The 23,188-nt window shown below is 61.8% G+C and carries 22 protein-coding genes; 13 read left to right on the forward strand and 9 right to left on the reverse strand.

All coding sequences use genetic code 11. The features are described from left to right. Positions 1 to 10 precede the first annotated feature (10 nt). Positions 11 to 1,030, reverse strand: a complete 1,020-nt coding sequence (locus F3J17_RS02850) for a sulfate ABC transporter substrate-binding protein (RefSeq protein WP_240160733.1) — start codon at positions 1,028 to 1,030, stop codon at positions 11 to 13. Between the two features lie 253 nt (positions 1,031 to 1,283). Beyond that, entirely contained in the window at positions 1,284 to 2,108 is an 825-nt protein-coding gene (locus F3J17_RS02855; RefSeq protein WP_167053563.1) for a PhnD/SsuA/transferrin family substrate-binding protein, read from the reverse strand. A 76-nt stretch (positions 2,109 to 2,184) separates the two neighbouring features. Here F3J17_RS02855 and F3J17_RS02860 point away from each other — a divergent pair, with 76 nt between their 5' ends. Then, complete coding sequence (locus tag F3J17_RS02860) at positions 2,185 to 3,210, forward strand: fatty acid desaturase (RefSeq protein WP_167053565.1); 1,026 nt, start codon at positions 2,185 to 2,187, stop codon at positions 3,208 to 3,210. Positions 3,211 to 3,214: 4 nt separating this feature from the next. Here F3J17_RS02860 and F3J17_RS02865 read toward each other — a convergent pair whose 3' ends face one another. The 3 genes from F3J17_RS02865 to F3J17_RS02875 form a co-directional block, all read right to left on the reverse strand. Further along, entirely contained in the window at positions 3,215 to 4,690 is a 1,476-nt protein-coding gene (locus tag F3J17_RS02865) for an APC family permease (RefSeq protein WP_167053567.1), read from the reverse strand. Between the two features lie 76 nt (positions 4,691 to 4,766). Beyond that, positions 4,767 to 6,176 (reverse strand): LLM class flavin-dependent oxidoreductase, encoded by a 1,410-nt coding sequence (locus F3J17_RS02870; RefSeq protein WP_167053568.1) that lies wholly within the window; start codon positions 6,174 to 6,176, stop codon positions 4,767 to 4,769. A gap of 5 nt (positions 6,177 to 6,181) precedes the next feature. Next, positions 6,182 to 7,429, reverse strand: a complete 1,248-nt coding sequence (locus tag F3J17_RS02875; RefSeq protein WP_167053570.1) for an acyl-CoA dehydrogenase family protein — start codon at positions 7,427 to 7,429, stop codon at positions 6,182 to 6,184. 302 nt (positions 7,430 to 7,731) lie between these two features. Between F3J17_RS02875 and F3J17_RS02880 the strand changes: the two genes are divergently transcribed. From F3J17_RS02880 to F3J17_RS02905, 6 genes are all read left to right on the forward strand, one after another. Continuing rightward, positions 7,732 to 8,733, forward strand: a complete 1,002-nt coding sequence (locus tag F3J17_RS02880; RefSeq protein ID WP_167053572.1) for an aliphatic sulfonate ABC transporter substrate-binding protein — start codon at positions 7,732 to 7,734, stop codon at positions 8,731 to 8,733. 12 nt (positions 8,734 to 8,745) lie between these two features. Further along, positions 8,746 to 9,630, forward strand: a complete 885-nt coding sequence (locus F3J17_RS02885; protein ID WP_167053574.1) for an ABC transporter permease — start codon at positions 8,746 to 8,748, stop codon at positions 9,628 to 9,630. Next, complete coding sequence (locus tag F3J17_RS02890) at positions 9,627 to 10,382, forward strand: ABC transporter ATP-binding protein (protein ID WP_167053577.1); 756 nt, start codon at positions 9,627 to 9,629, stop codon at positions 10,380 to 10,382. Before F3J17_RS02885 ends, F3J17_RS02890 begins: the two co-directional genes overlap by 4 nt. Before the next feature lie 261 nt (positions 10,383 to 10,643). Next, positions 10,644 to 10,895: a hypothetical protein gene (locus F3J17_RS02895; protein WP_167053579.1), complete on the forward strand. Its 252-nt coding sequence runs from the start codon at positions 10,644 to 10,646 to the stop codon at positions 10,893 to 10,895. Positions 10,896 to 11,113: 218 nt separating this feature from the next. Continuing rightward, positions 11,114 to 11,287, forward strand: coding sequence for a hypothetical protein (locus F3J17_RS02900; protein ID WP_240160813.1), 174 nt, complete (start codon positions 11,114 to 11,116; stop codon positions 11,285 to 11,287). A gap of 115 nt (positions 11,288 to 11,402) precedes the next feature. Beyond that, a complete protein-coding gene (locus F3J17_RS02905; protein WP_167053583.1) occupies positions 11,403 to 12,860 on the forward strand; it encodes a DHA2 family efflux MFS transporter permease subunit in 1,458 nt (485 codons plus the stop codon). Positions 12,861 to 12,956: 96 nt separating this feature from the next. Here F3J17_RS02905 and F3J17_RS02910 read toward each other — a convergent pair whose 3' ends face one another. Then, entirely contained in the window at positions 12,957 to 13,322 is a 366-nt protein-coding gene (locus tag F3J17_RS02910; RefSeq protein WP_167053585.1) for a fucose-binding lectin II, read from the reverse strand. Between the two features lie 397 nt (positions 13,323 to 13,719). Here F3J17_RS02910 and F3J17_RS02915 point away from each other — a divergent pair, with 397 nt between their 5' ends. Then, entirely contained in the window at positions 13,720 to 14,493 is a 774-nt protein-coding gene (locus F3J17_RS02915) for an SDR family oxidoreductase (protein WP_167053587.1), read from the forward strand. A gap of 37 nt (positions 14,494 to 14,530) precedes the next feature. Here F3J17_RS02915 and F3J17_RS02920 read toward each other — a convergent pair whose 3' ends face one another. Further along, a complete protein-coding gene (locus F3J17_RS02920; protein WP_167053589.1) occupies positions 14,531 to 15,406 on the reverse strand; it encodes an AraC family transcriptional regulator in 876 nt (291 codons plus the stop codon). A gap of 93 nt (positions 15,407 to 15,499) precedes the next feature. Beyond that, the gene (locus F3J17_RS02925; RefSeq protein WP_167053591.1) at positions 15,500 to 16,405 is read right to left on the reverse strand and encodes a LysR substrate-binding domain-containing protein; all 906 of its coding nucleotides are present in this window, start codon (positions 16,403 to 16,405) and stop codon (positions 15,500 to 15,502) included. Between the two features lie 123 nt (positions 16,406 to 16,528). On the opposite strand from F3J17_RS02925, the gene F3J17_RS02930 reads away from it, so the two are divergent. From F3J17_RS02930 to F3J17_RS02950, 5 genes are all read left to right on the forward strand, one after another. Then, a complete protein-coding gene (locus tag F3J17_RS02930) occupies positions 16,529 to 17,389 on the forward strand; it encodes a class II aldolase/adducin family protein (RefSeq protein WP_167053593.1) in 861 nt (286 codons plus the stop codon). A 56-nt stretch (positions 17,390 to 17,445) separates the two neighbouring features. After that, positions 17,446 to 18,768: an MFS transporter gene (locus tag F3J17_RS02935; RefSeq protein ID WP_167053595.1), complete on the forward strand. Its 1,323-nt coding sequence runs from the start codon at positions 17,446 to 17,448 to the stop codon at positions 18,766 to 18,768. Between the two features lie 748 nt (positions 18,769 to 19,516). Further along, positions 19,517 to 20,290, forward strand: a complete 774-nt coding sequence (locus tag F3J17_RS02940) for a DUF4118 domain-containing protein (protein WP_167053597.1) — start codon at positions 19,517 to 19,519, stop codon at positions 20,288 to 20,290. A 16-nt stretch (positions 20,291 to 20,306) separates the two neighbouring features. Next, complete coding sequence (locus F3J17_RS02945) at positions 20,307 to 21,221, forward strand: alpha/beta fold hydrolase (protein ID WP_167054466.1); 915 nt, start codon at positions 20,307 to 20,309, stop codon at positions 21,219 to 21,221. Beyond that, positions 21,218 to 22,039, forward strand: a complete 822-nt coding sequence (locus F3J17_RS02950) for a MipA/OmpV family protein (protein WP_345891119.1) — start codon at positions 21,218 to 21,220, stop codon at positions 22,037 to 22,039. The genes F3J17_RS02945 and F3J17_RS02950 overlap by 4 nt, the downstream gene beginning before the upstream one ends. A gap of 17 nt (positions 22,040 to 22,056) precedes the next feature. Here the strand turns inward: F3J17_RS02950 and F3J17_RS02955 are convergent, their stop codons facing one another. Beyond that, on the reverse strand, positions 22,057 to 23,028 hold the full coding sequence (locus tag F3J17_RS02955) for an aliphatic sulfonate ABC transporter substrate-binding protein (RefSeq protein WP_167053599.1): 972 nt from the start codon (positions 23,026 to 23,028) through the stop codon (positions 22,057 to 22,059). Between the last annotated feature and the right edge of the window lie 160 nt (positions 23,029 to 23,188).

The raw sequence follows: 23,188 nt of genomic DNA on the forward strand, positions 1-23,188 counted from the left end.
GTCATTCAGGTTACTTGCGATCCGCGTAAATCTGATCGAACGTGCCACCATCGGCGAAATGTGCAGCTTGCGCCTTTTGCCAGCTGCCAAACACCTGTTCGACCGTAAAGGTCTTGAGTGGCTTGAATTCGTCGGCGTGTTTTGCGAGCACGGTCTTGTCGCGCGGCCGCAGATGATGCTTCGCGATAATCTCCTGCGCCGCTGGCGTGTACAGATACGTGAGGTAAGCCTGGGCTTCCTTGCGCGTGCCGCGCTTGTCCACGACCTTGTCGACGACGGCCACGGGCGGTTCGGCGAGCAGGCTCACCGAAGGATAGACTGCTTCGAAATCCTGAGCATTCGCGCCCGTTTCGATCAGACCCACTTCGTTTTCGAAGGTGACGAGCACATCGCCGATGCCGCGCTGCGTGAACGTGGTGGTCGCGCCGCGTCCGCCTGCATCGAGCACCGGGACGTTCTTGAGCAGCGCGCGCTCGAAATCGAGTGCCTGCGCATCGCTCGCCCCTTGCAGTTTGCGATAGCCCCAGGCGGCCAGATAGGCATAGCGGCCATTGCCCGAAGTCTTCGGATTGGCGATCACCACCTGCACGCCGCCCTTGGTCAGATCGTCCCAGTCCTTGATGTGCTTCGGGTTGCCCTTGCGCACCAGAAACACCATCGTGGTGGTGTAGGGCGCGCTGGCGTCCGGCAGGCGCGCGCGCCAGTCGGCGGGCACGAGCTGGCCGCGTTCGGCGAGCAGGTCGATGTCGTTGGGCTGGTTCATGGTGACGACGTCGGCCTGCAGACCTTGCAGGACCGAGAGCGCCTGGGCGCTCGACGCACCATGTGACTGGCGAATCGATACAGTTTCGCCGCTCTTTTGCTTGTAGTCGGCGATAAAGCTCGCGTCGATGTCCTTATAAAGCTCGCGCGTGACGTCGTACGAAACGTTGAGCAGCGAGACGTCCGCATGTGCGAGCGGCGCGGCAAATGCTGCGCCGGCGACGATGCCCGCGCCGATGAGGCGCACGGCGCGCCCGATTGCTGTCATGGTGGTCCCCGAGTGGTCTGTTCGATGAAATCGTGAAATGGCGGCTGGGCCGCGCTGGCGTTCCATTTTATCGGGCGCTCGCGCGGCCCTTATATCGATCGCTGCGTTGCTTTCCCGAATTGACGATATAGCGGCGCAAATCGCCGCGTGGCGGGCCTGCGCGTGTGCTGGTTATATCGATCTGCCGATTCGTTATTGGAGGCGTGCGCGCAGCGTTTTTATACTGCGCCGAGGTGCTGTGTCCGGCGCAGTTTTAGCGTAGTTCGGGATAGCCGAGCGAGCGGGCCTCGTCGGCGTAGTGCTCGATGCGCGCGTAATCGGACGCAGCGAGGCGCACGAAACCCCGCAGCCGCAAGGTCTGGGCGCGCTGGGGATCGGCGGCAACGGCGGTATCGAGCGCATCGCGCAGCAAGGCGGCCTGCTGGTCCGGCAAGCTGCGCGAAGCGACGAAAGGCAGGCCTGGTGCGGGGGCGCTCATGCCGATCGTGCGGATGTCGCGCAGTCGTTCCGGTAGCGCGTCGCGCACATAGGCCAGCGTTATGCAATCGATGGCGGCCACTTCTGCTTCGCCCGCGCCCAGCGCGCGCAACGCGTTGAGGTGCGAGCCAACCCACACAACCGATGAGAAGAACCGCTCGTCACGCGCGAGCGGCGCGACCGCGTGGCGCAGGGCGTTCATGCCGCTATGCGAGTCCGGGCCGTTGCAGGCCGCGCGCAAACCCCGGCAGGCCGCGAGCGACACCGCACCCGCGTCCCACGCGCGCGCCGAGACAACGATCGTGCTGCGATAGCAAGCGCCTTCGCAACCGTCGGCGTCGAAAGCGGGCGTAGCGAGCAGATGAACCGAATCCGCGACGCCCAGCATGCGGTAAGGAAAACCGCAGGTCTGCGAGAGCAGCAGATCGGGGCGACGCCAGAGCGTGAGCAGGTCGTCGGGAAGGGCGGCGGGCAGGTCCACTTCGCGCGGGCCGCCTGCCTGAGAAAAGGCCGCGAGCGTATCGCGCAGGAGAGCGCGCCACAGCGCGTCGTGCTGCGGCGTGACGTTGTACATCGGCAGGGCGGCGATCCAGCGGCTCATGGCGACAGTTTAGACAATTACGGGCAATGGCGGGCGATCGTGGACGTTTGTGGAAAGCGCGCTCGCGCAGGGAATCATGGCTGAATATATCGATGCCGAACACGCGCGGGACGTTACCGCGCTGCAAGCGGGCCTTGCCGCCCGCACCGAGTGGCCCACGTGGCTGTTGATCGCCGCCGTTTATGGCGGCTGGGCATGCACCGTCTGGGCGGTGCATCGCCACGTCCTCTCGCTGGCTGGCGCGACGCCGCTATTCGTGCTGCTCTGCACATGGCATATGTCGATGCAGCACGAACTGCTGCACGGCCATCCCACACGCCTGGCATGGCTAAACAAATTTCTGGGCTATCCACCGTTGGCGATCTGGTTTCCCTACACGCTCTATCGCGACACGCACCTCGAACATCATCGCGACGAAGCGCTCACGCTGCCCGGACTCGATCCCGAAAGCAACTATGTGCCGGCCGGGCGCTGGCAGCGTTGGCCCGCATGGCGTCGCGCATTTTGGCAGGCGCGCAAGCGCTTTGTCGGCCGCATGCTGGTGGGGCCGCCGATGAGCGCAGCCGCTGTGCTTGGCGCAGCGTGGAAGGCGCTGCGCACCGGCAATCGCCGTTATGCGCCGATGTGGATCGCGCATGGTATCAGCGTCGTGGTGCTGCTGTATGGGCTCGACGTCTGGGCTGGCGTGCCCTGGTGGTACTACCTGCTGGCCGTCACCTGGCCCGCGCTGGCGATTGCCGCGATCCGCTCGCTCTACGAGCATCGCGCCGCGCCCGAACCGAAGGCCCGCATCGTCATCAATGAGGCCGGTTTCCTGATGCGTCTGCTGTTTCTCAACAATAACTACCACCTCGTTCACCACGATCTTCCCGCGCTGCCCTGGTATTGCCTGCCGCGTGCGTGGCGTCTGCGCCGCGAGGCGTATGCGCAGAAGAGTGGGCATTTCGTGATTCGTGGCGGCTACGGCGAACTGCTGCGCCGATTTGCGTGGCGAGCAACGGACGCCGTCGTGCACCCGTTCGAGGCGGCGAACAGGGCGCACGACGTTCCGGACGTACTGGATATTCAGGACGTTCAGCAGGAATCGCGTATCGCGGCCTGAGGTGTTACACGGCTGATGCCGGTTGCACCACCGGCGCGGTGTCGATGCGTTGCTCAGCGCCGTCGTCAGCCAGTTCGGCTTCGATATCGTGCAGCCGATGCGGCGCGAAAATGCGCAACGCGACGAACCACGCAAAACCCGCAGCCAGCAGCGCCGCGAACACATACGGCAGCACGGCGTACGCGCCCGGCGCGGCCGGATAGATACTGCCGACGAACGGAATGCCGATCAGCACGACGGCAATCACGCTGATCGCAATATGCAGTGGCTTGAGTTCGCCACGACGGCGCAAGAACACGGGCGCAGCGACGGCCACGATCACATAGGTCAGCAGGAAGCCGAAAGTCGCAATCGTGCTCAGGTAGCCATAAGCGTCGAAGAGTGACGTGCCGCGCAGTTGAAAAACCACCCCTACAACCAGCGAAAGTAGGGCGATCAGCGTGACGGCCACGTGCGGCGTAGCATTGCCTGCGTGTGCGCGGCCCGTCGCTGAGTGCAGCAAACCCTGGCGTGCGAAGGTGTAGAGCAGTCGCGCAGCGGCGTTGATCGACGAGAAGAACGCCGCAAAGAAGCTTAGCGCTACGCCGGCATCGATCAGCACGCCTAGCGCGCCCAGATGGATGCCGTGCGCCACGGCGGAAAGCGGTGCGTTGGCCTGGTCGAGCGGCGTGGCCGCGCCCTGGAACAAGGCGACGAGCCCATACGACGCGGCCAGAAACAGCGCCGCCGGGCCAAGAATGCTGACGATCACGGCGCGCGGGATCAGTCGGAACGGCTCGCGCGCCTCGACGCCCAGCGCGGTGACGCTTTCGAAACCCGTGAAGCTGAAGAAGGCCAGCACCATGCCCAGGCGAAGCTGGTCGGGCTTGACGGCGGCCAGCGCCAGTTGCTGCCGGTCGACCCAGCGATGATGCAGGAACAACGCTGCGCCAATCACGAACAGGATCAGCACGACGGTGCTCAACTCGATCCAGAGCGTGGTGCGCGTGGACAGGCGGATATCGCGCCAGGTAATGAACCACGCGCCAATCGTCACGGCGACGGTGATCGCAACCGATGCAACCAGCCCCGTACCTGCCGCGCCCACGCCCACATCCTTGAAGAGCACGACGACTTCGTTGACGGTGCCCTGCAGGATGCCAGCCGCGCCGATGCCATAGGCAATCAGCAGCGACCAGCCCGCAATCACGCCCCAGATGGGACCGAGGCCGCGTGCCGCGTAAGTGTAGAGTGCACCGGGCGACGCCGTGCGTTTGGCGAATTGCGTGATGCTCCACGAGGCGAACAGCAGTCCGATGGTGGCGAGCAGATAGGCGAGCCAGGTGCCGTTGCCCGCCGTGGCGAAGACGGCGGGAATCAGCAGGCCCGCGCCGCCGGCCGCGCCGACAAGACCAATCGATTGTGCAATCAGTTCGGATAGCGAAAGATAACCGCGACGCAGTGCGCCGCCGTCTCCCGCCTGGGCGGCGAGTTCGGTCATGTGTTTTGTCCGGAAGAAAGAGAGAGAAAAGGAAGAAGCAGTCCCGCGCCGGCGCTGCGGCGCGGGATCAATGACGTCAGGCCGTTTCGGCGGCTTCCACGGCTTGCGCGGCTTCACGCTTCACGCGTTCGATGTCGCGGAATTGCGCGGCGGGGTGGTCGTCGGGCAGCGTTGCGCCGTTGCCGAACAACTTTTCGCGCAAGGTGCCGGGCGTGTATTCCTTCGCATAGACGCCGCGACGCTGCAACTCCGGCACGAGATGGTGCACGACGTCCTCGAAGGTTTCGTGCGCAATTGCATAGGCCAGGTTGAAGCCGTCGACATCGGTGTGCTCGACCCACTGTTGCAGGATATCTGCCACCGTCGCAGCCGAGCCGACGAAAACCGGGCCGAGCCCCCCAACACCGCCCCAGCGGGCCAGTTCCTCGATGGTCCACGCCTTGTCGCCGCCCGCGAGATGCTCGACGGCGGAAACGATCGCGTTGGTCTCTACGCGGCGCACCGTATCGGTCGGCAGATACTGGCCGAAATCGATGCCGGTCCAGCCGGACATGAAGACGAGCGAGCCGTCATAGGACACGTGGCGCTGGTATTCCTCGAACTTCGCCTGCGCCTTCTCGTCGGTTTCGTCGACGATCACCGTGACCAGGTTGTAGATCAGCAGCTTGCGCGGATCGCGGCCCGCGAGCGCGGCCTGGCGGCGCACCTCGGCCACGTAGTCGCGCAGCAGCGTCTGCGTGGGCGCGGCAACGAACACGCATTCCGCGTGCTGGGCCGCGAAGGTCTTGCCGGGACCGGACGCGCCAGCCTGAAACAGCACCGGCGTGCGTTGTGGCGACGGTTCGCACAGGTGATAACCTGGTACTTCGAAGTATTTGCCCTTGTGGCCGATCTCATGCACCTTTTCCGGATGCGTGAACACGCCTTTTTCGCGGTCGCGCACGACCGCGCCATCTTCCCAGCTGCCTTCGAACAGCTTGTAGAGCACTTCCACGTACTCGGCGGCCACTTCGTAGCGGTTGTTGTGATCGGCGAGACCGCCCTGGCCAACGTTCTTCGCGCCGCTTTCGAGGTAGGACGTCACCACGTTCCAGGCGAGACGCCCCTTGGTGTGATGATCGGCAGTGGAGAGGCGGCGCGCGAACGTGTACGGATGCTCGAAGCTCGTCGACGCGGTAATGCCGATGCCCAGGTGTTCGGTCGCCAGCGCAAGCGGCGCGGCAAGCTGGAGCGGATCGTTGACGGGGATCTGCGCGGCCTGATGCAGCGCGTGATAATTGCCACCCTTATAGACGTCGTAATAGCCAATTACATCGGCGATAAAAATCGCATCGAAAATGCCGCGCTCAAGAATTTTCGCGAGATCGGTCCAGTATTCCAGGTCCTTGTATTGCCACGAGCGATCGCGCGGATGTCGCCACAAACCGGGCGACTGATGGCCCACGCAGTTCATTTCGAAGGCATTGAAACGGATGGTTTTGCTCATGGCGCTCACTTGCCTCCACGGCCGGGGCCGTTGCCGATCTGCCAGACGAAGGGCGGCTCGGTGCCGTTGATGTTCCAGTCGCCCACGATGCGCGCCTTGTAGACAAGTGGATTGTGCGACGAGACCGTGCGCGCGTTGCGCCAGTGACGGTCGAGCCCAAGGCGCTTGCTGATGGCCGATGCGCCAAGCGCATCGAATAGATGCGTCGCCGCGCGCAGCGCGAGTTCCGATGTCACGAGCTGGCTTTGCGACGACGCGATTTCCGCTTCTACATTGACTGCGTGTTCGACTTCGTCATTGCCGCCGAAGCGCGCGACGTAAGCGCGCTGCGCGGGTTCGGCGGATTGCAGGGCGACCGCTTCGGCGGCGTAAGCCCACGAAGCGATCTCGCCTACCACCTGCTGGATTTGCGCGTCTTCGCTCACATGCGGCGCGTTGCCGTGGCTATAGACGCGCTTACGATTGCGCACCAGCGTGGCGGCATCGCGCTTGACGGCTTGGGCGATGCCCGCAAGCGTGGCGACGTGAAACAGTTGATAGAACGCGGTCTGATATTTAAAGCGACGCGCAAAGTCGATGATATTGCGCGCGTCGACCACGGCGTCCTTGAACACGGTGGTGCCGCTGCCGGTGGTGGTCTGGCCGAAGCCGTCCCAGTCGTCCTCGCGCACGACGCCGCTTTGCTGCGTGCTCACGGCTGCGATCACGTCGCTGCCGTCTTCCTCGCGCTGGGCATAGACGTCGATCCATTCGGCGTAAATGCTGCCAGTACTGTAGTACTTCGAACCATTCAGCAGATAGCGGCCATCACGATGCGCGACCTTGGTCTTCGTCTGGCCGACAGCGACGTCGCCCACTTCGGACCATGCGCTGCCCACGATCTGGCCGCTCGCGAAGCGGTCGAACCAGGCGCGCTGATCCGCATCGGGCGGTGCATTGAGCCAGTCTTCCACAAAGGCGAAATGTGCGCGCAGCGCTTGCGGCAGATTCGAATCGGCGGCGGCCAGTTCGATCAGCAGGCGAAACAGTTGCGGAATCGATGCGCCCGCGCCGCCATATTGCACGGGAATGCGCACCGCGCCGAAGCCCGCGGCCTTGAGCGCGGCGATGGCTTCGTGCGGCAGGATGCGTTCGCGGTCGCGCTGTGCTGCGCCGTTCGCGATCTCGGCGAAGATCGGCCGGAATCGCGCCGCGAGGGTTTCGTAATCGGTGCCCGTGGATAGTGCGATGTCGTCGGGTCTGGATGCGGTCATGCTGTCTTCCTCTCTGCTGTCTTCGTCGATGGCCACAATCGGCCTCCGATGGCGTGAGCGACGAGTATAGAAAGGCGTGCAGCGGCGTTCCAATAATGGATTCTCGAAACCTTATCGGCGCTATTGCTTAGCGCTTATGGCGCGTTAGCGACGAGCGATTTCAATACGGATATCGCTTTCTCTGCTTTCCATGTGAGCGAATCTTGGTTCTGTTCCAGCGCGGATTTTTCTAAGCTCGGAGATTACGCGGCCATGCCGCTCGCATATCACGCGCTGCGCTACGCATAACAAAAGGAAAACCGATGAAAAACCAAACGACCAAACCGGCGCTATGGCGTCGGATCGCCGCGCTCGCGCTGTTGATCGCGCCCGCTGTTTCGGCCTGGGCCGCGGGCGCCGCACCTGCGGAAATCAAGCTCGACTACGCCTATTATTCGCCGGAAAGCCTCGTCATCAAACGCAATGGCTGGCTCGAACAGGCCTTTGCCGCGGACCATACGCAGGTGCGTTGGGTGCTGAGTCTGGGCAGCAATCGCGCGCTGGAGTACCTGAATAGCGGTGCAATCGATATTGGCTCGACGGCGGGTCTTGCGGCGGTGCTCGCCAAGGCGAACGGCAACCCCATCAAGACCGTCTATATCTTCTCGCGCCCCGAATGGACGGCGCTGGTCGTGCGCAAGGATTCGCCGATCAAGACGCTGGCCGATCTCAAGGGCAAGAAGATTGCCGCGACCAAGGGCACCGATCCCTATCTCTTCGCACTGCGCGCCCTGCACACGGCGGGCCTTTCGCGTGACGATGTGGAGATCGTCAACCTTCAGCATCCCGATGGCCGCACGGCGCTAGTGAACGGACAAATCGATGCCTGGGCAGGTCTCGATCCGCATATGGCCGCCGCGCAGATCGATAACGGTGCACGTCTGCTGTATCGCAATGTCGACTTCAATACCTGGGGATTCCTGAACGTTCGTGAAGACTTCCTGAAACAATATCCCGATGCGGTCACGCGCGTGCTCAAGGTCTATGAGCGCGCACGCGTGTGGATTGGCGCGCATCCGGACGAAGCCGCGCAGATCGTCTCCGAGGATTCGAAGGTGTCGCTGGCGGTCGCAAAGCTGCAACTGAGCCGAAACGACTTCAGCAAGCCCGAGCCGGGCGAGACGCAGATCAAGGCGCTCCAGGCTGCTGCGCCCATCCTCACCCAGGAGCAACTGGTGAAGCCGGGCACCGATCTGAACCGCGTGATCGAGTCGCTGATCGATCCGCAGGCGGCGCAGGCGCTGGCTTCGGCGCAGCGTCAGTAAGGGAGCGAGGCGATGGGCGCGGATGAAACCGCCGTGTACGCGTTGCGGCCAACGCATGGCGTTGAAACCGATGAGCGTTTAGGGCACGAGACGGGCGCGAACGACGTCTCGCAACCGTCTTCGACGCTGCCGCGTGGCTGGCGTATTGCCGGTGCATTGCTGCCGCTTGGCTTTCTGCTGGTCGTCGAAGCGCTGGTGCGTGCGAGGGTGTTGCCAGACAACCTCGTGCCCGCGCCTTCATCGATATTCGAAGCGCTCTGGCAACTGGGCGGCGCACATCTATTGCGCCATATCGCGGCCAGCACCGCGCGAGTGGCAGTGGGATTCGGAAGCGGTGCCGCGCTTGCCATCGCGATTGGCGCGGCGATGGGCTTGAGCCGCCGTCTGGATGCATTGCTCGATCCCAGTTTTCAGGCCTTGCGTGCAATTCCCTCGCTCGCGTGGGTGCCCGTGCTGCTGCTCTGGATGGGTATCGACGAAGCGCCGAAGATCACGCTCGTCGCCATCGGCGCATTCTTTCCGGTGCATCTGAGTGTGGTCTCCGGGATTCGCAACGTGGATCGCAAACTCGTGGAACTGGGCGCGGTTTATCGGCTGCCGCCGTGGCGGCTATTTCTGCGCATTCTCTTGCCCGCCGCTTTACCGCAGATATTCACGGGTTTGCGCACCGGTCTTGCGGTGTCATGGATGTTCGTGGTCGCCGCTGAGTTGATCGCGGCCACGCGCGGGCTTGGCTATCTGCTGAGCGATGGCCGCGAGACAGGGCGACCCGATATCGTATTCGGCGCGATCATTCTGCTGGGCCTGCTCGGCAAACTCACGGATAGCGCGATGCGCGCGCTCGAATCACGCGTTCTGGCCTGGCGCGATACCGCAGTGGAAGGAGAGCGCGCATGACGCACGCGGCCTTGCTCGAACTCGATATTGGCGCGAAGCAGTATGGCGATCGCACGATTCTCGACAATCTGCGCCTGACGCTGGCGCCCGGCGAAATCACGGCGCTGCTTGGACCAAGCGGTTGTGGCAAGAGCACCTTGTTGCGCATCGCGGCGGGACTGGACCGGGATTTTACGGGCACCGTGACGCTCGATGGGTTGCCGCAACAGGGGCCGTCGCCGCTGGCGGGCGTGATTTTTCAGGAGCCGCGTCTGCTGCCCTGGCTGCGTGTAGCCGAGAACATTACGTTTCCCCAACGGGCAAACGGCGCTGCTCTGTCCCGCGCCCAGGTCTTGCTGGACGAAGTGGGCCTGCGTGCCGACGACGCTGCGCGTTGGCCAAAACATCTATCGGGCGGCATGGCGCAGCGCGTGGCGATTGCGCGCGGAGTGTTTGCGCAACCGCGTCTGCTGTTGCTCGACGAGCCCTTCAGTGCGGTGGATGCGATGACGCGCATGCGTCTACAGCAATTGCTGCTCACGATTGTCGAGTCCCATCGCATGGCGGCGCTGGTGGTCACGCACGATATCGACGAGGCGCTTTATCTGGCCGATCGCATTGTTTTGCTGGAGCCGGCGAAGGAAGCGGCGCGTCGGCCCACCAGCCGCGTTTTTGAAATCGGTGCGGCGCATCCGCGTCGGCGCGATGAGATCGCGGCGCATCCATTGCGCACGGTTTTGCTTGAGCGGCTGGATGCGTCGGTGGCCGCCTGAGCGCTTTGAAGGGATGCCTGGCTCGACCTGAGCGGCATCCTGGAAATGGCGTTTAAGTGAAGCTAAGGCCATGAAAACATGGCGTTTCCAGAAGAGGGGCGACGGACCGATATCGCGTAATCAGGGGTTACCAAAGACCGCGCCCGGGCGGTCAGCTCGACGTTCGCAAGCGGCGTTACCTCCGCAGGCGAGCGGCTGGGCGTGATAACAACGCGAGCCTCCCGTCATTTACGTTCCCCTTTCAAAAAAACAGGAAACCCCATGAAACGCATTTCCGCATTCGTTGCCGCTGGCCTGGCTGTTTCTGCCGTCGCCGCTTTCGCATCCCCGACCAGCCATTTCCCCAACCTCGAACAGGCCCAACAACTGATCGACCAGAGTTACGGCCATATCGAAGCCGCGCGTAAGGACAATCACGACGAATTTGGCGGCCACGCTTCGCGCGCCGAAGAACTGCTGCGCCAGGCCAAGGCCGAACTCGATCAGGCTGCGATGTACCGCGAGCATCGTTGATGTCCATTCGCTGCGTTCCGGTTCCGGCCGGGACGTAGCGCGCAAGTCCTTAAAACCCTTAGCCGGGGCGTGTCTGGGACGAAATATGAAACAAAACGCATATTTGATTGACCAGATGCTGGGCAAAACGATATCGTCATACTTTTGACACTTTTTGCAATAACTTGGCTTCCGCAGAATATGAGACCACGCATCCCTTGCGTGTGGAGTTGGATGGTGTGAGCTACGCTGGCACTTATCGAGTGATGACCGGCAGTGTCATCGTGTACTTCGAGAACGAAATCAAGTTCGCCACTTACGGCAAAAATCGTCCCGAGCAAATCGCGCGCTGGCTCCTCACCGATCTATGCCGAAAGGCAGAGTCGCGCAAACGTAAATCCGCAAAAAAATAATCAACATAGGGACCTGGCGTAGAACGCCCGAATCAGGTAATTCATTCGGGCGTATCATGGCCGTCATTTTCTGAATCTCTCGAAGCGCTAGAAAGCGCACGGGCAGGACAGCGACATGACGCATGGTATCGACGAACGCAAACGCTGGATCGCACTGATTGTCCTGTGTCTGGGCGTGTTGATGATCGTGCTGGATACGACCATCGTCAACGTCGCTCTGCCGTCGATTCGCGCGGATCTGAACTTCACCGAAACCTCCCTTGTCTGGGTGGTCAACGCCTATATGCTGACCTTTGGCGGCTTTCTGCTGCTGGGTGGCCGGTTGGGCGATCTGTTTGGCCATCGGCGTCTGTTTTTGCTGGGCATTACGGTATTCACGCTGGCTTCGGCGGCTTGTGGTCTCGCTAATTCACAAGGAATCCTGATTGCTGCGCGTGCGATACAAGGGCTGGGCGGCGCCGTGGTGTCGGCCGTGTCGCTCTCGCTCATCATGAACCTCTTCACCTCGCCCGCCGACCGCGCGAAAGCCATGGGTGTGTATGGCTTCGTGGGCGGTGGCGGCGGCAGCATCGGCGTATTGCTGGGCGGTTTGCTCACCAGCGCGCTTAGCTGGCACTCGATTTTCCTCGTCAACCTGCCGATCGGTGTGGCCGTGTATGCCGGCTGTCTGGCGCTGATGCCTGCGGGCGAGCCCACTGCCGATCGCGCAAAACTCGACGTGATGGGCGCCATCACCGTGACCGCTTCGCTGATGCTGGCTGTGTACGCCGTCGTGCACGGCAACGAGGCAGGCTGGACCTCGCCGTCAACGTTGATCCAGCTGGCGCTCGCCATTGCGCTTTTGATTGCGTTTTTAGTGATCGAATCGCACGTCTCGCATCCACTCATGCCGCTGCATATGTTCGCGCTGCGCAATGTCGCGACCGCCAACGTAGTGGGCGTGCTGTGGGCTGCGGCGCTGTTTGCGTGGTTCTTTATCTCCGCGCTCTACATGCAACGCCTGTTGAACTACAGCGCGATGCAGGTCGGACTGGCGTTTCTGCCTGCCAACCTCATCATGGCTGCGTTTTCGCTGGGTTTGTCGGCGAAGCTGGTGATGCGCTTCGGGATACGCGCGCCATTGGCGCTGGGATTGCTGCTGGCGGCAATCGGCTTGTTTCTGTTCGCGCGAGCGCCCGTTGGTGGAAGTTATGTACTCGATGTATTGCCCGGCATGGTGTTGCTGGGGCTTGGCGCGGGCGTGGCATTTAACCCGGTATTGCTGGCGGCCATGAGCGACGTCGCGCCCGATGAATCCGGCCTGGCTTCCGGCGTGGTCAACACGTCCTTCATGATGGGCGGCTCATTGGGGCTGGCCATTCTCGCGAGTCTTGCTGCGGCGCGCACCGATGCTCTTACGGCAGCGGGCGCGGATGCCAGTGCTGCGCTCAATAGTGGCTATCACCTCGCGTTCCTGCTTGGGGCTATTGCCGCGCTGATCGCCTTTGCGTTGGGCTGGGCCTTCGTACGCACGCGCACGCCTGCACACGATCCGGCGCAGCATGACGAGACTTCGCGCATTTCAGGGACCTAATTCACGCGCAGGCCAAAGCGCCCAGCCAAAACGCGACCACCGCGACACGGGCGCTGGCCGCGCGAGCCTTTCATGCATCGAGTGCAGAGCGTGCTTTTAGCCGATAGGCCACTGGATCACGACGATGGCGTCGTTGTAATCCGCATCCGCGCCGTCTTCGGAAGCGAGAATGCCAAACCAGGTGCGTTTCGATAGCGGAGCGAGGCGTCCGTCCGTGGCGGACTGCTTGCCGTTCGCGAAAACCTCGACACGCACATTGCCATCACCGGAATTCAGAACCTTACCGCGCACTTCGTCTTTCGAATTACCCGCATAAGTCCATGCCGGTTCCTTGCTATCGCCAACGTAAAGTTTGACCTCTTGACGGTAAAGCGCATTCGCGAAAAAGACCGCGCGGAAATCGGTATTCGGCGGCAGTTTGAAATTGCCATTGCGGTCAGAAAACGGCTGAAAATCAGACATCAAGTTCTCCTTTTTATGGATTGACATTCGATGGGAATCACGCGTTAAGCATGGTTGATTCCATCCGTTGCCCACGGAAGTGGGTTTAACTATCCTATCGAACAAAAATCGAAAAAAATTCCATCGCTTAAATTAATATGAAATGGATATTTATCTGATTCGGTTAAAATAAATGCGAAATCGCCATTTAATGAGCTATGGATAGTCAGTTTTTGCGCATTCGAATTTTTGAAAATTTAGAAGCACGGATGGTCAAATTTCGTCTGACAAAACGCATCATGCAGGTGTACGAAAAAAAGCACGGGAATTCTGAAAGTCCGCGATTTTTTTGAAAGTCCGTCCCGGTACATTTCCCTAGACTCGTAGTTCGTTTTGCAACGCTCACGGGAGATGCATCATGACCGCACGTACGCTCAAACAAAAAGTCGCCGTTATCGCTGGTGGTGGCAAGAATCTGGGCGCCTTGATTGCCGCTCGCATGGCAGATGCGGGCGTTGCCGGCCTGCTTCTGCACTACAACAGCGATGGCTCGCGCGCAGCGGCAGAAGCGACGGCGCAGGCATTACGCGCAAAAGGCGTGGACGTCGTCACGTTTCAGGGCGATCTGGCGCGCTCGGGCGTTGCCGCGTCGATGTTCGACCAGGCCAAAGCGCATTTCGGTCGCGTGGATGTGGCTGTCAACACGGCAGGCGTCGTCATCAAGAAGCCCATTGCTGAAGTTACCGAAGCAGACTACGACCGTAGCTTCGACGCCAACTCCAAGGCTGCGTTTTTCTTCATCCAGCAAGCGGGGCGGGTGCTGGAGAACGAGGGCGGCATCGTCACCATTGTGACCTCGCTGCTGGCGGCCTATACGCCGTTCTACTCGATCTATCCTGGCAGCAAGGCGCCGGTCGAGCACTACACGCGCGCGGCCTCGAAAGAGTTTGGCGAACGCGGCATCTCCGTGAATGCGATTGGGCCTGGACCGATGGATACGCCGTTTTTCTACGGGCAGGAGACCGCGGATTCCACCGCGTACAACAAGTCGGCGGCGGCGCTTGGGCAATACTCGAAAACGGGTTTGACGGATATTGAGGATATCGCGCCGCTGGTGATTTTCCTGCTGACTGACGGGTGGTGGATGTCGGGGCAGACGGTGTTCGCTAACGGGGGCTATACGACGCGTTGAGGGACGCGATCATCGTGCAAGGGCTTCGGATGCAAGCTCAATCGGGGCGGCTTGACGCTGGCGCTCCACGCCGCCCCGAAGGCGGCGCCCCGAAATGTTTTCCATAAGCGGTCGCCAGATGGCTTGGGCTGGAAAAGCCCGTGCGCAACGCGATATCCGAAACTGACCAATCCGTCGTATCGAGCAGACGCGCGGCCTCCGCGAGGCGCGCGCGCAGCACATATTGCCAAGGCGTGATGCCAAACGTCGCTTTGAAACGCTGAGTCAACTGCGACTCGCTGACATCGAGCACGACTGCAAGGTGCTCGAGCCGGATCGATTCATGCAGGGAGACTGCGAGAAATTCATCTAGCCTTGCGCGTTGTCGCTCCGAGAGCGGATGCGCTGAGCGTGATGAGGGCTTCGCGCGCTCGGCGCCACGCTGATAAACATCGCGAAAGTGCAGCGACACCGCTTCAATCAGCGTATGGCGCATCATCGCGGCGAGATCGTCTTCACGCGCGGCAAGGTGCGCGAGTCGATCGGCCAGTTGATGAAGGAATGCATCACGGTGTGCGACACGCGCATCGACGCGCCCGCAATCAAACGCTTGCGCAGGCAAATGGAATTCCGCGAAATGCGCGCGCTCGCCTTGCGCAATCGCCGCGTAGCGTTGCCCGGCCGGGATGACCCACACATCGCCAATCGCCGGCAAAACCGCACTTGAAGGGCCGCGCGAAAATACCGACTCCATGCGCCGCAAGCGGCCGCCAAGATGCACAACCACGGCATGCCAGCTTTCCTCGAAGCACCAGTCGGTCGGCTTTGTAATGTCTTCAGTCGCGACAATCAATTGCCGGCTTTGATCAGACCATTGCCGCCGCGCAAGCACGTTGCGCTGACGTTCATTGCTCGATGCATTTTCGTTTTGCATGACATGACTCCTTCGTGCCTTGCCGCGCATGCGTGCGTGCGCGCGAACGAATTCGATCTTAGCGGCGTGGCTGAAGAAATCGTTTAAGGAATGTCAGGCGGCGTGCACCGGCGCTCCGCTGGTGTGGCCGACAATCCATTGCCGGAACGTCGCCAGCCCGGCACGCTTGCCTTCGTTGGCGCGCCACGACAGAAAATGCGTCTCGCGCTCGAAGCGCACGAAATGTCCGCGACCGATTTCCACCAGTTCGCCGCGCGCGAGTTCGCGTTCGGCAAGGCGCGTGCTTTCGAGCACGATCCCCATGCCGTCGACTGCCGCCGAGATCGCCAGCGCCGCGCGATCGAAAGAGGGCCGCGGGCGTTCGGGCATCGGCATGTCGTTCGCTTCGAACCAGTCGCGCCAGGTGAGGCGGCTCAGTTGGCTCTCGATCAGCGTGGCCTGCTGCATCAGTCGATCGACGGTGGGCGTCTGTTCGAGGAGGGTGGGCGCGCACATCGGCACCAGCGGCTCGCGGCCCAGCGGCAACGTTTCCACGCCAGGGCGTTCCAGTGCGCTGCCATAGGAAATCGCCACGTCCATTTCGCGTGCGCGCGTGAGGTCGAGCGGCTCCGGCCCCGTGGTGAGGCACAAGGTGATGTCGGGATGATGGCGCGCGAAATCGGCGAGACGCGGTGCCAGCCATTTCACCGCGAAACTGGGCGGGCAATAAACGGCGAGCACCTGGGCTTGCGCTGCGAGCGTGACTTCGGCGCAGGCCGATTCGATCGCGTCGAACACACGGCTCAGGCTGTCCAGCAGGCGCAGCGCTTCGGGCGTGGGTTCGATCCGGCGATTGCGACGAATGAACAGCGGTCGCCCGAAATATTCTTCCAGCTCCTTGATCTGGTGGCTGATGGCCGATGGCGTGAGACAAAGCTCGCGCGCGGCCAGTGCAAAGCTCTGCAGGCGCGCGGCGGCTTCGAAGGCGCGCAACAGGACGAAGTTCGGCAGCTTGCGCACCGTTCCTCCCGTGTTACCGATAGGTGAATGGGATTCAGCTTTCCATGAACAAGCTTCGTTTGTCAACGTCGATGCGGAGCGCGACCATAGCTTCACGTTTAGCGCATACAGCAAGGAGCAATCATGTTGGAAGTCACCGAAGCCCCGGCGAAATCGAACGGCCCGGCCAACGCAATCAATCTGAAAGGACGCGTCTCGATCTATCAGCCGGAGCAGCAAGGCCTGATCTTCCCCCAGATTCCTTCGTTTGCCAGTCATGCCGAACATCGCCAGCATTTGAAGGAGCGCCTGGTTGGGGCGTGCCGCGCATTCGCGCTGCAGGGATTCGACTACGGCTTCGCGGGTCATCTGACGATTCGTGATCCTGAGCATCCCGATCTCTACTGGACCAACCCGATGGCGATTCATTTTTCGCAGGTGAAGGTGTCGAATCTGATCCTCGCCGATCATCAGGGAAACGTGGTCGAGGGAAAGCACGCGATCAATCGTGCGGGCTTCGTGTTGCATGCTGCGGTGCACGAGGCGCATCCGGACATCGTCGCCATGTGTCATGCGCATACGGTGTATGGCACGGCATTCTCTGCGCTCGGCAGGAAGCTCGATCCGATCAGCCAGGATGCCGCGGCGTTCTTCGAGGATCATGTCGTGATCGGCGACGAGGCGGGGCAGGTCGCCGTCGAAGTGAAGGCGGGGCACAAGGTGGCCAATGCGTTTGCGGGGGTAAAAGCGGCGATTCACCAGAACCACGGCTTGTTGACGGCGAGCCGCCACAGCATCGAAGCAGCGGCGTTCTGGTTCATCGCGCTGGAGCGGTGCTGCCAGCAGCAGTTGATTATCGAGGCCGCAGGCGCGAAGCCAAAGCTCGTGCCGGAAGACAAGGCGCGTTATAGCCGCGAGCACGTTGGCAGCGAATATATCGGCTGGCTGCATTTTCAGGCGATCTGGGACCAGCTGGTGGCCACGCAGCCCGATATGTTCGATTGAAGTCCGCGTAGAGAAGTAGCCGAAGTAGCCAAAGCACAAAACATCTGGAGACAACCATGAATCCGTCGAGACCCGCGTACGCCGCGACGCATGCCGACACCCACGTAGACGGGAGCCAGTCCGCGCTTTACGCCAGGGTGGCATGGCGGCTCGTGCCGCTGCTGTTCTTTTGCTATGTCGCGGCCTATCTCGATCGCGTGAACGTGGGTTTTGCGAAATTGCAGATGCTCAAGGAGCTGCATTTCAGCGAAACGGTTTATGGTCTGGGTGCGGGAATTTTCTTTATCGGTTACTTTTTATTCGAAGTGCCAAGTAATATCATCCTGCACAAAGTGGGTGCGCGCCTGTGGATCGCGCGCGTGATGATTACCTGGGCGGTCATATCGGGCTGCATGATGTTCGTGCGCACGCCCACCATGTTCTACACCTTGCGCTTTCTGCTCGGCCTTGCCGAAGCAGGGCTTTTCCCCGGCGTGATCCTGTATCTCACGTACTGGTTTCCGTCCGAGCGGCGCGGCAAGATCATCGCGCTCTTCATGACGGGCATCCCGATTTCGGGCGTGCTGGGTGGTCCGCTTTCAGGCTGGATTCTCCATTCGATGAGCGGCGCGAACGGCCTGTCGGGCTGGCAGTGGCTGTTTTTGCTCGAAGCGATTCCCTCGCTGGTGCTGGGCGTGGTCGTCATCCTCAAGCTCGACAAGGGCATCGAGCAGGCGAAGTGGCTCACCGATGCCGAAAAGCGCACGCTCAGCGCCAATATCGCCGCCGATGCCAGCGCCACCACCTCGCACACGTTCAAGGACGGCTTTACGCGGCCGATGGTCTGGGTGCTGAGCGCCATCTACCTGTTCTTCATCATGGGGCTCTACGGCGTGGGCTTCTGGTTGCCCACGCTCATCAAGGGTTCGGGCGTGAAGGACCCGCTCACCATCGGAATGTTGACGACGTTGCCGTATGCGGCAGCGGCCGTTGCGATGATCGTGGTGGGCCGCAGCTCGGACGCCCGGCGCGAGCGCCGCTGGCACGTCGCGGTGCCGGGCGTCATTGGCACGGTGGGCTGGGTCGTGGCCGTGGCGGCGGGTAGCGGCAACGTCACATTGGCGATGATCGGTCTGACGATCGCCACCATGGGCGTGATGACAACGCTGTGCCAGTTCTGGTGCCTGCCCACGGCGATCCTCGCCGGCGCGGCAGCGGCGACGGGCGTGGCGGTGGTCAACTCGGTCGGCAATCTGGCCGGTTTCGTGAGCCCTTATGTGATCGGCTGGATCATCGACAGGACGCATTCGACGGACCTTGGCGTGTATACGCTCGCGGCCTGCCTGACGATGGGCGCGTTGCTGGTGCTCGCGTTGCCGAAGCAACTCGTGAACCGGTAGGCGGTGTCCGCTTAAAAGGAGATTGAAAGCGCGCGGCTCGATAATGAGCCGCGCGCTTTCTGTTTATTGCGCGAGTTTTTCAGAAAATTCCTATTTTGCTCGCGGTCGAACGCGCCCTGTCTCGACGGCGCGTTCGAGTACGCGTACCATGCGGGCCGCACGGCGCGCGGGCAGTGCGCAGATCGCGATTGCGCGCTGCTGTATACATGACGCCACCTGTCGAGATGCGGGCGTCGATCCCTGCTTCGATTCCGCTTACAAAACCTTGCGGCGCAACGAATTCCTCGCGCGCGCAGTGGTAATGCCGCAGCCCAGATCGAAATCTGGCCCGCATTTCTGCGCAGCCCCCAAGGTGCGACAAATGCGGCGGCTGCCCAATTCTTGTGAACGCATGGCGTCCTGGATGGTCGATTGACCATTGGGAATATCGGTTTTGATCGATTTTCGGCGCACTTAAGCTTACGTTAATTCATCTTCACGTAATGTGAACGTCATGCGCATTAGAGTTTGTTTTGAAGTCCGGTAGTTCGGCACGTCAGGTGCTGTCAGATTTAATCCGTCATATGAATAGGTAGGTTTGTAAACAGTGGTAATATACGCAGCCTCGAAGGAATCTCACCGCACCCGCCAGCCATCGGCCAGCCAGCTTGCGCCGTCCTTCCTTACACTGATTACAAAGCGAGCGCCATTGGCCGCTCCCTTCGCACTTCTCGCATCGGCCCGCAAAAGAACGGGGCCCTGAATAAACATGAAAGTCCGTAACGCCCGTCACTGGGCGCCCCGGGGTCCGCGCCGCTGGGGCTACGCTGCCGCAGCGCTCGCCATTGCGAGCGTCGTGCGCATTGGCCTGCATCCGTGGCTGGGTCCGATGATGCCAGGCACCGCGTTCTGCATTGCCGCTTCGCTGGTCGAGTACTACTTCGGTCTCGCTCCTGCGTTGACGGTCATGGTGCTTGGGCTCGGCATTGCCGATTATCTGTTCGTGCCGCCTTACGCCGATGTTTCCGTGCTCGATTTCCACGACGCCGTGCTGCTGGTGTCGTACCCGCTCGTCACGCTGCTCGTGATCACGCTGATCGAGCGACTGCGCCGCGAGCAGTTTCGCGCACAACTGATCGCCTCGGTGGCGCAGTCGCGCTATGAAATGCTGCTGCGTCACGACAACGAACGCGTGCTCGCGCGCCGCGCCGAAGACGAAACGCATCGCCTGCTGCGCCATCTCGCGCAGCATCACGAAGGCTTCATTCTGATCAAGGCGCTGGAACGCAACGCCGCGCAGCGCGCCAGCGTGGGGCAGAGCACCGCAGCGCTGCCGGCCGCCACCGAGGTGGCGCCAGGGCCGCTGTTCGAATCCGTGCATCCCGAAGACATCCAGCGCCTTACCAATACGCTCTGGCCGGGTGCTCACCGGGTGCGCCTGCGCCGCAACGCGGGCGATCGCGAATTCCGCCTGACCAACTGCCAATGCGAACGCTTTACCACGCATGCAGGCGACTTCCTCGTTTTGAGCACGGAGGCCTGACGTGGCGACTGTCGAGATGGAACCGGTCGTGCGCGAGACCCCGACCGTGCGCCCCGCACGGATCTTCAGCGAAGGCGATGGCCACGCGGTGCTGCTGCTGCACGGCCTGTCGAGTTCGCCGATTGAACTGCGCTACCTCGCGCGCTATCTGCAGAACGAGGGCTTCACGGTCTGCGCCCCGCTGATCGAAGGTTATAGCGCAGGCTCCAGCGAACAGACGATGGAGCAATGGGTCGAGTCCGCCGCGCGCGAATTCGACGCGCTTGCCGCGCGCTATGAGCGCGTGTCGATCTGCGGGTTGTCGATTGGCGGCGCGCTCGCCATGCGCTTGATCCGCGAGCGGCCCAGCGCGCAATCGCTGGTGCTGCTGTCGCTCACGCTGGCCTACGACGGCTGGGCGATTCCGTGGTATCGCTTTCTGCTGGACTGGGCCTACTACACGCCGATGCGTCACACGTATCGGTATCGCGAGTCGGAACCGTTCGGCGTGCGCAACGAAGCGCTGCGCAAGAAGATTGCGCGCGCCATGCAGCGTAACTCGTTCAGCGAAGTCGGGCCTTCGACGATCTCACTGCCGGCGCTGCATCAGGCCTTGCGTCTCGCGCGCGCCGCGCGCAAGGACGTGGCGGCAATCGAAAACGATACGCTGGTAATCCATGCGATCGACGACGAAACCTCGAGCCCGCGCAATCCGCGTTATGTGATTGACAATATCGGTGCGAATTTCCTGCGCACGCTTTGGCTCGACGATTCGTATCACATGATTACCTCGGACAACGAACGCGAGATCGTCGCGCGCGAGACCACGCTGTTCCTGCGCGAAAGCGAAGTGGCGCACGGCGCGCGCGACGCGCAGAATCAACCGGTGGTGTCGAAGGCGCTTGCAAGGCGTCTGCGTCAACTGGCGGCAGTGGGAAGGAAGAAGGCGTGAAGCAGTCCACAACGATAAAGACGCTGACCTGCGCCGCTGTGCTGGCGTTTGCGCAGCAGAGCTGGGCCGACGATGCCGGCGCGACGAACGAAACGACAGCGCAGTCGAGCAACGCCACGACGCCCGACGAATCGCCCTGGAAGATTGCGATTGGCCCCGGCGCGTACTTTGCGCCGCAATACCCGGGCTCGCGCCATATGAAGGTGTACCCGTTCCCGGCGCTCGATATCTCGTATCGCGACCGCATTTTCTCGCAGGGTCCGGACGTGCTCGGCATCAACGTGCTGACCAACGAGAACTATCACCTGGGCGCGTCGCTGAGCTTTGACTTCCAGTCGCGCACGGCCTCCGACGATCCGCATCTGCGCGGTCTCGGCAATGTGGACGACGGCCCCAAGCTGCGCATTTTCGGCGACTACACGGTTTGGGCTTTCACGGGCGCAGTGGCGGTCTATCAGGACATTTCTGGCAACGGTCAGGGCACGACGGCGAGCGCCGATCTCTATGCTTCGTTGCCGCTCAAGGGCTGGCTCTTTTCGGTCGGACCTGGCCTTACGTGGGCCAATGCCGTGTACACGCGCACCTTGTTTGGCATTTCGTCGGCGCAGAGTGCGGCTTCGGGGCTGCCGCAGTACGCCACCGGTTCCGGCATCCGCGACGTGCACATGACGTTCTACGCTACGCACGATTTTTCGAAGCACTGGGTGGGCTCCGTCAACGCCACGCTCGGTCGTCTGGAGCACTACGCGGGCGGCAGTCCGATTACCGAACGCCGCCGCGAGCTGACGACGTTTGCCGCGCTCGATTACCGCTTTTAAAGCGGTCGTTCCTCCGTTTAAACGAATATCTCGGTATACACGAAGCGCGCCACATCGACGCGCTCTTTCACCAGCCCCAGCGAGTGGAAGGTATCGACGATATCCTGCTGTTCCTTCACGATATCCGGCGTCACGGCCACGGTCGTATAGTGGCGGCGCTCGGTCGATAGCTTGAGCACGTCCGGACGCACGCCTAGCTGTGGCGCGAGCAGATTCGCGGTTTCCTGCGGATGGCTCTGGGTCCACGCATTCGCTTTGGCCAGTTCCTGAAACAGCACGCGGATGACCTGCGGATTCTGTTTGACGAAGTCGGGCCGCGCCAGATGGAACGTGCGGTTGTTCGACAGGCCCGTGCCATCGCGCAGCACGCGCGGCGCGGTCGCCAGTTGCTGGCCCGCGAGGAACGGATCCCACAGTCCCGCCGCATCGACATTGCCCGAGAGATACGTCGCGCTCACATCGGCTGCGCTCGTCAGATAGACGGGCTGGATATCGCCGTATTCGAGCCCCGCCTCGCGCAGCGCGCGCACCAGCAGATATTGCACGTTCCAGCCGCGCCCGATCGCCACTTTCTTGCCCTTCAGTTCGCGGATCGAGTGGATCGGCGAATCCGCCGCCACGAAGATGCCGATGCCCTTGGGATAGGGCTGCTCCGCGCCCAGATAGACCGCGTTCACGCCCGCCGCGTTGGCGAAGGCGGACGGCGTATCGGCGGCATGGCCGAAGTCGAGCGCTTCGGCATTGAGCGCTTCCGTGAGCTGTGGTCCCGCCGCAAATTCCGCCCAGCGCACGTTCCAGCCGAGCGGCTGCAAAGCGCGCTCCAGATTGCCGGTGCCTTTGAGGATATTGAGCGTGTTGAACTTCTGGTAGCCGATGCGCAGGGTACGCGAGTCGGCGGCGTGAGCGTTGGTCACGAGCGAGGGAAGGGCGGCTGCGCCTAGCGCCGTTGCGGAAATCTGGCGGATAAATCTGCGTCTGCTCTGTTGCATGCTGTCGATCGGATAAAGAGTGGAAAAGTGCGATTGCCCGATCATTCGCAGCGCTGACTAAATCGTCGTGCGGATGTTGGGGCCATTGTCCGATTCTAGGGATGGCCCGCTTGCAGCAGAACCAAGCGTTTCGCATAACCATATGGAGCGCCTGGCAATA

The sequence above is a fragment of the Burkholderia sp. Ax-1719 genome, from assembly GCF_011753055.1.
Classification (GTDB): domain Bacteria; phylum Pseudomonadota; class Gammaproteobacteria; order Burkholderiales; family Burkholderiaceae; genus Paraburkholderia.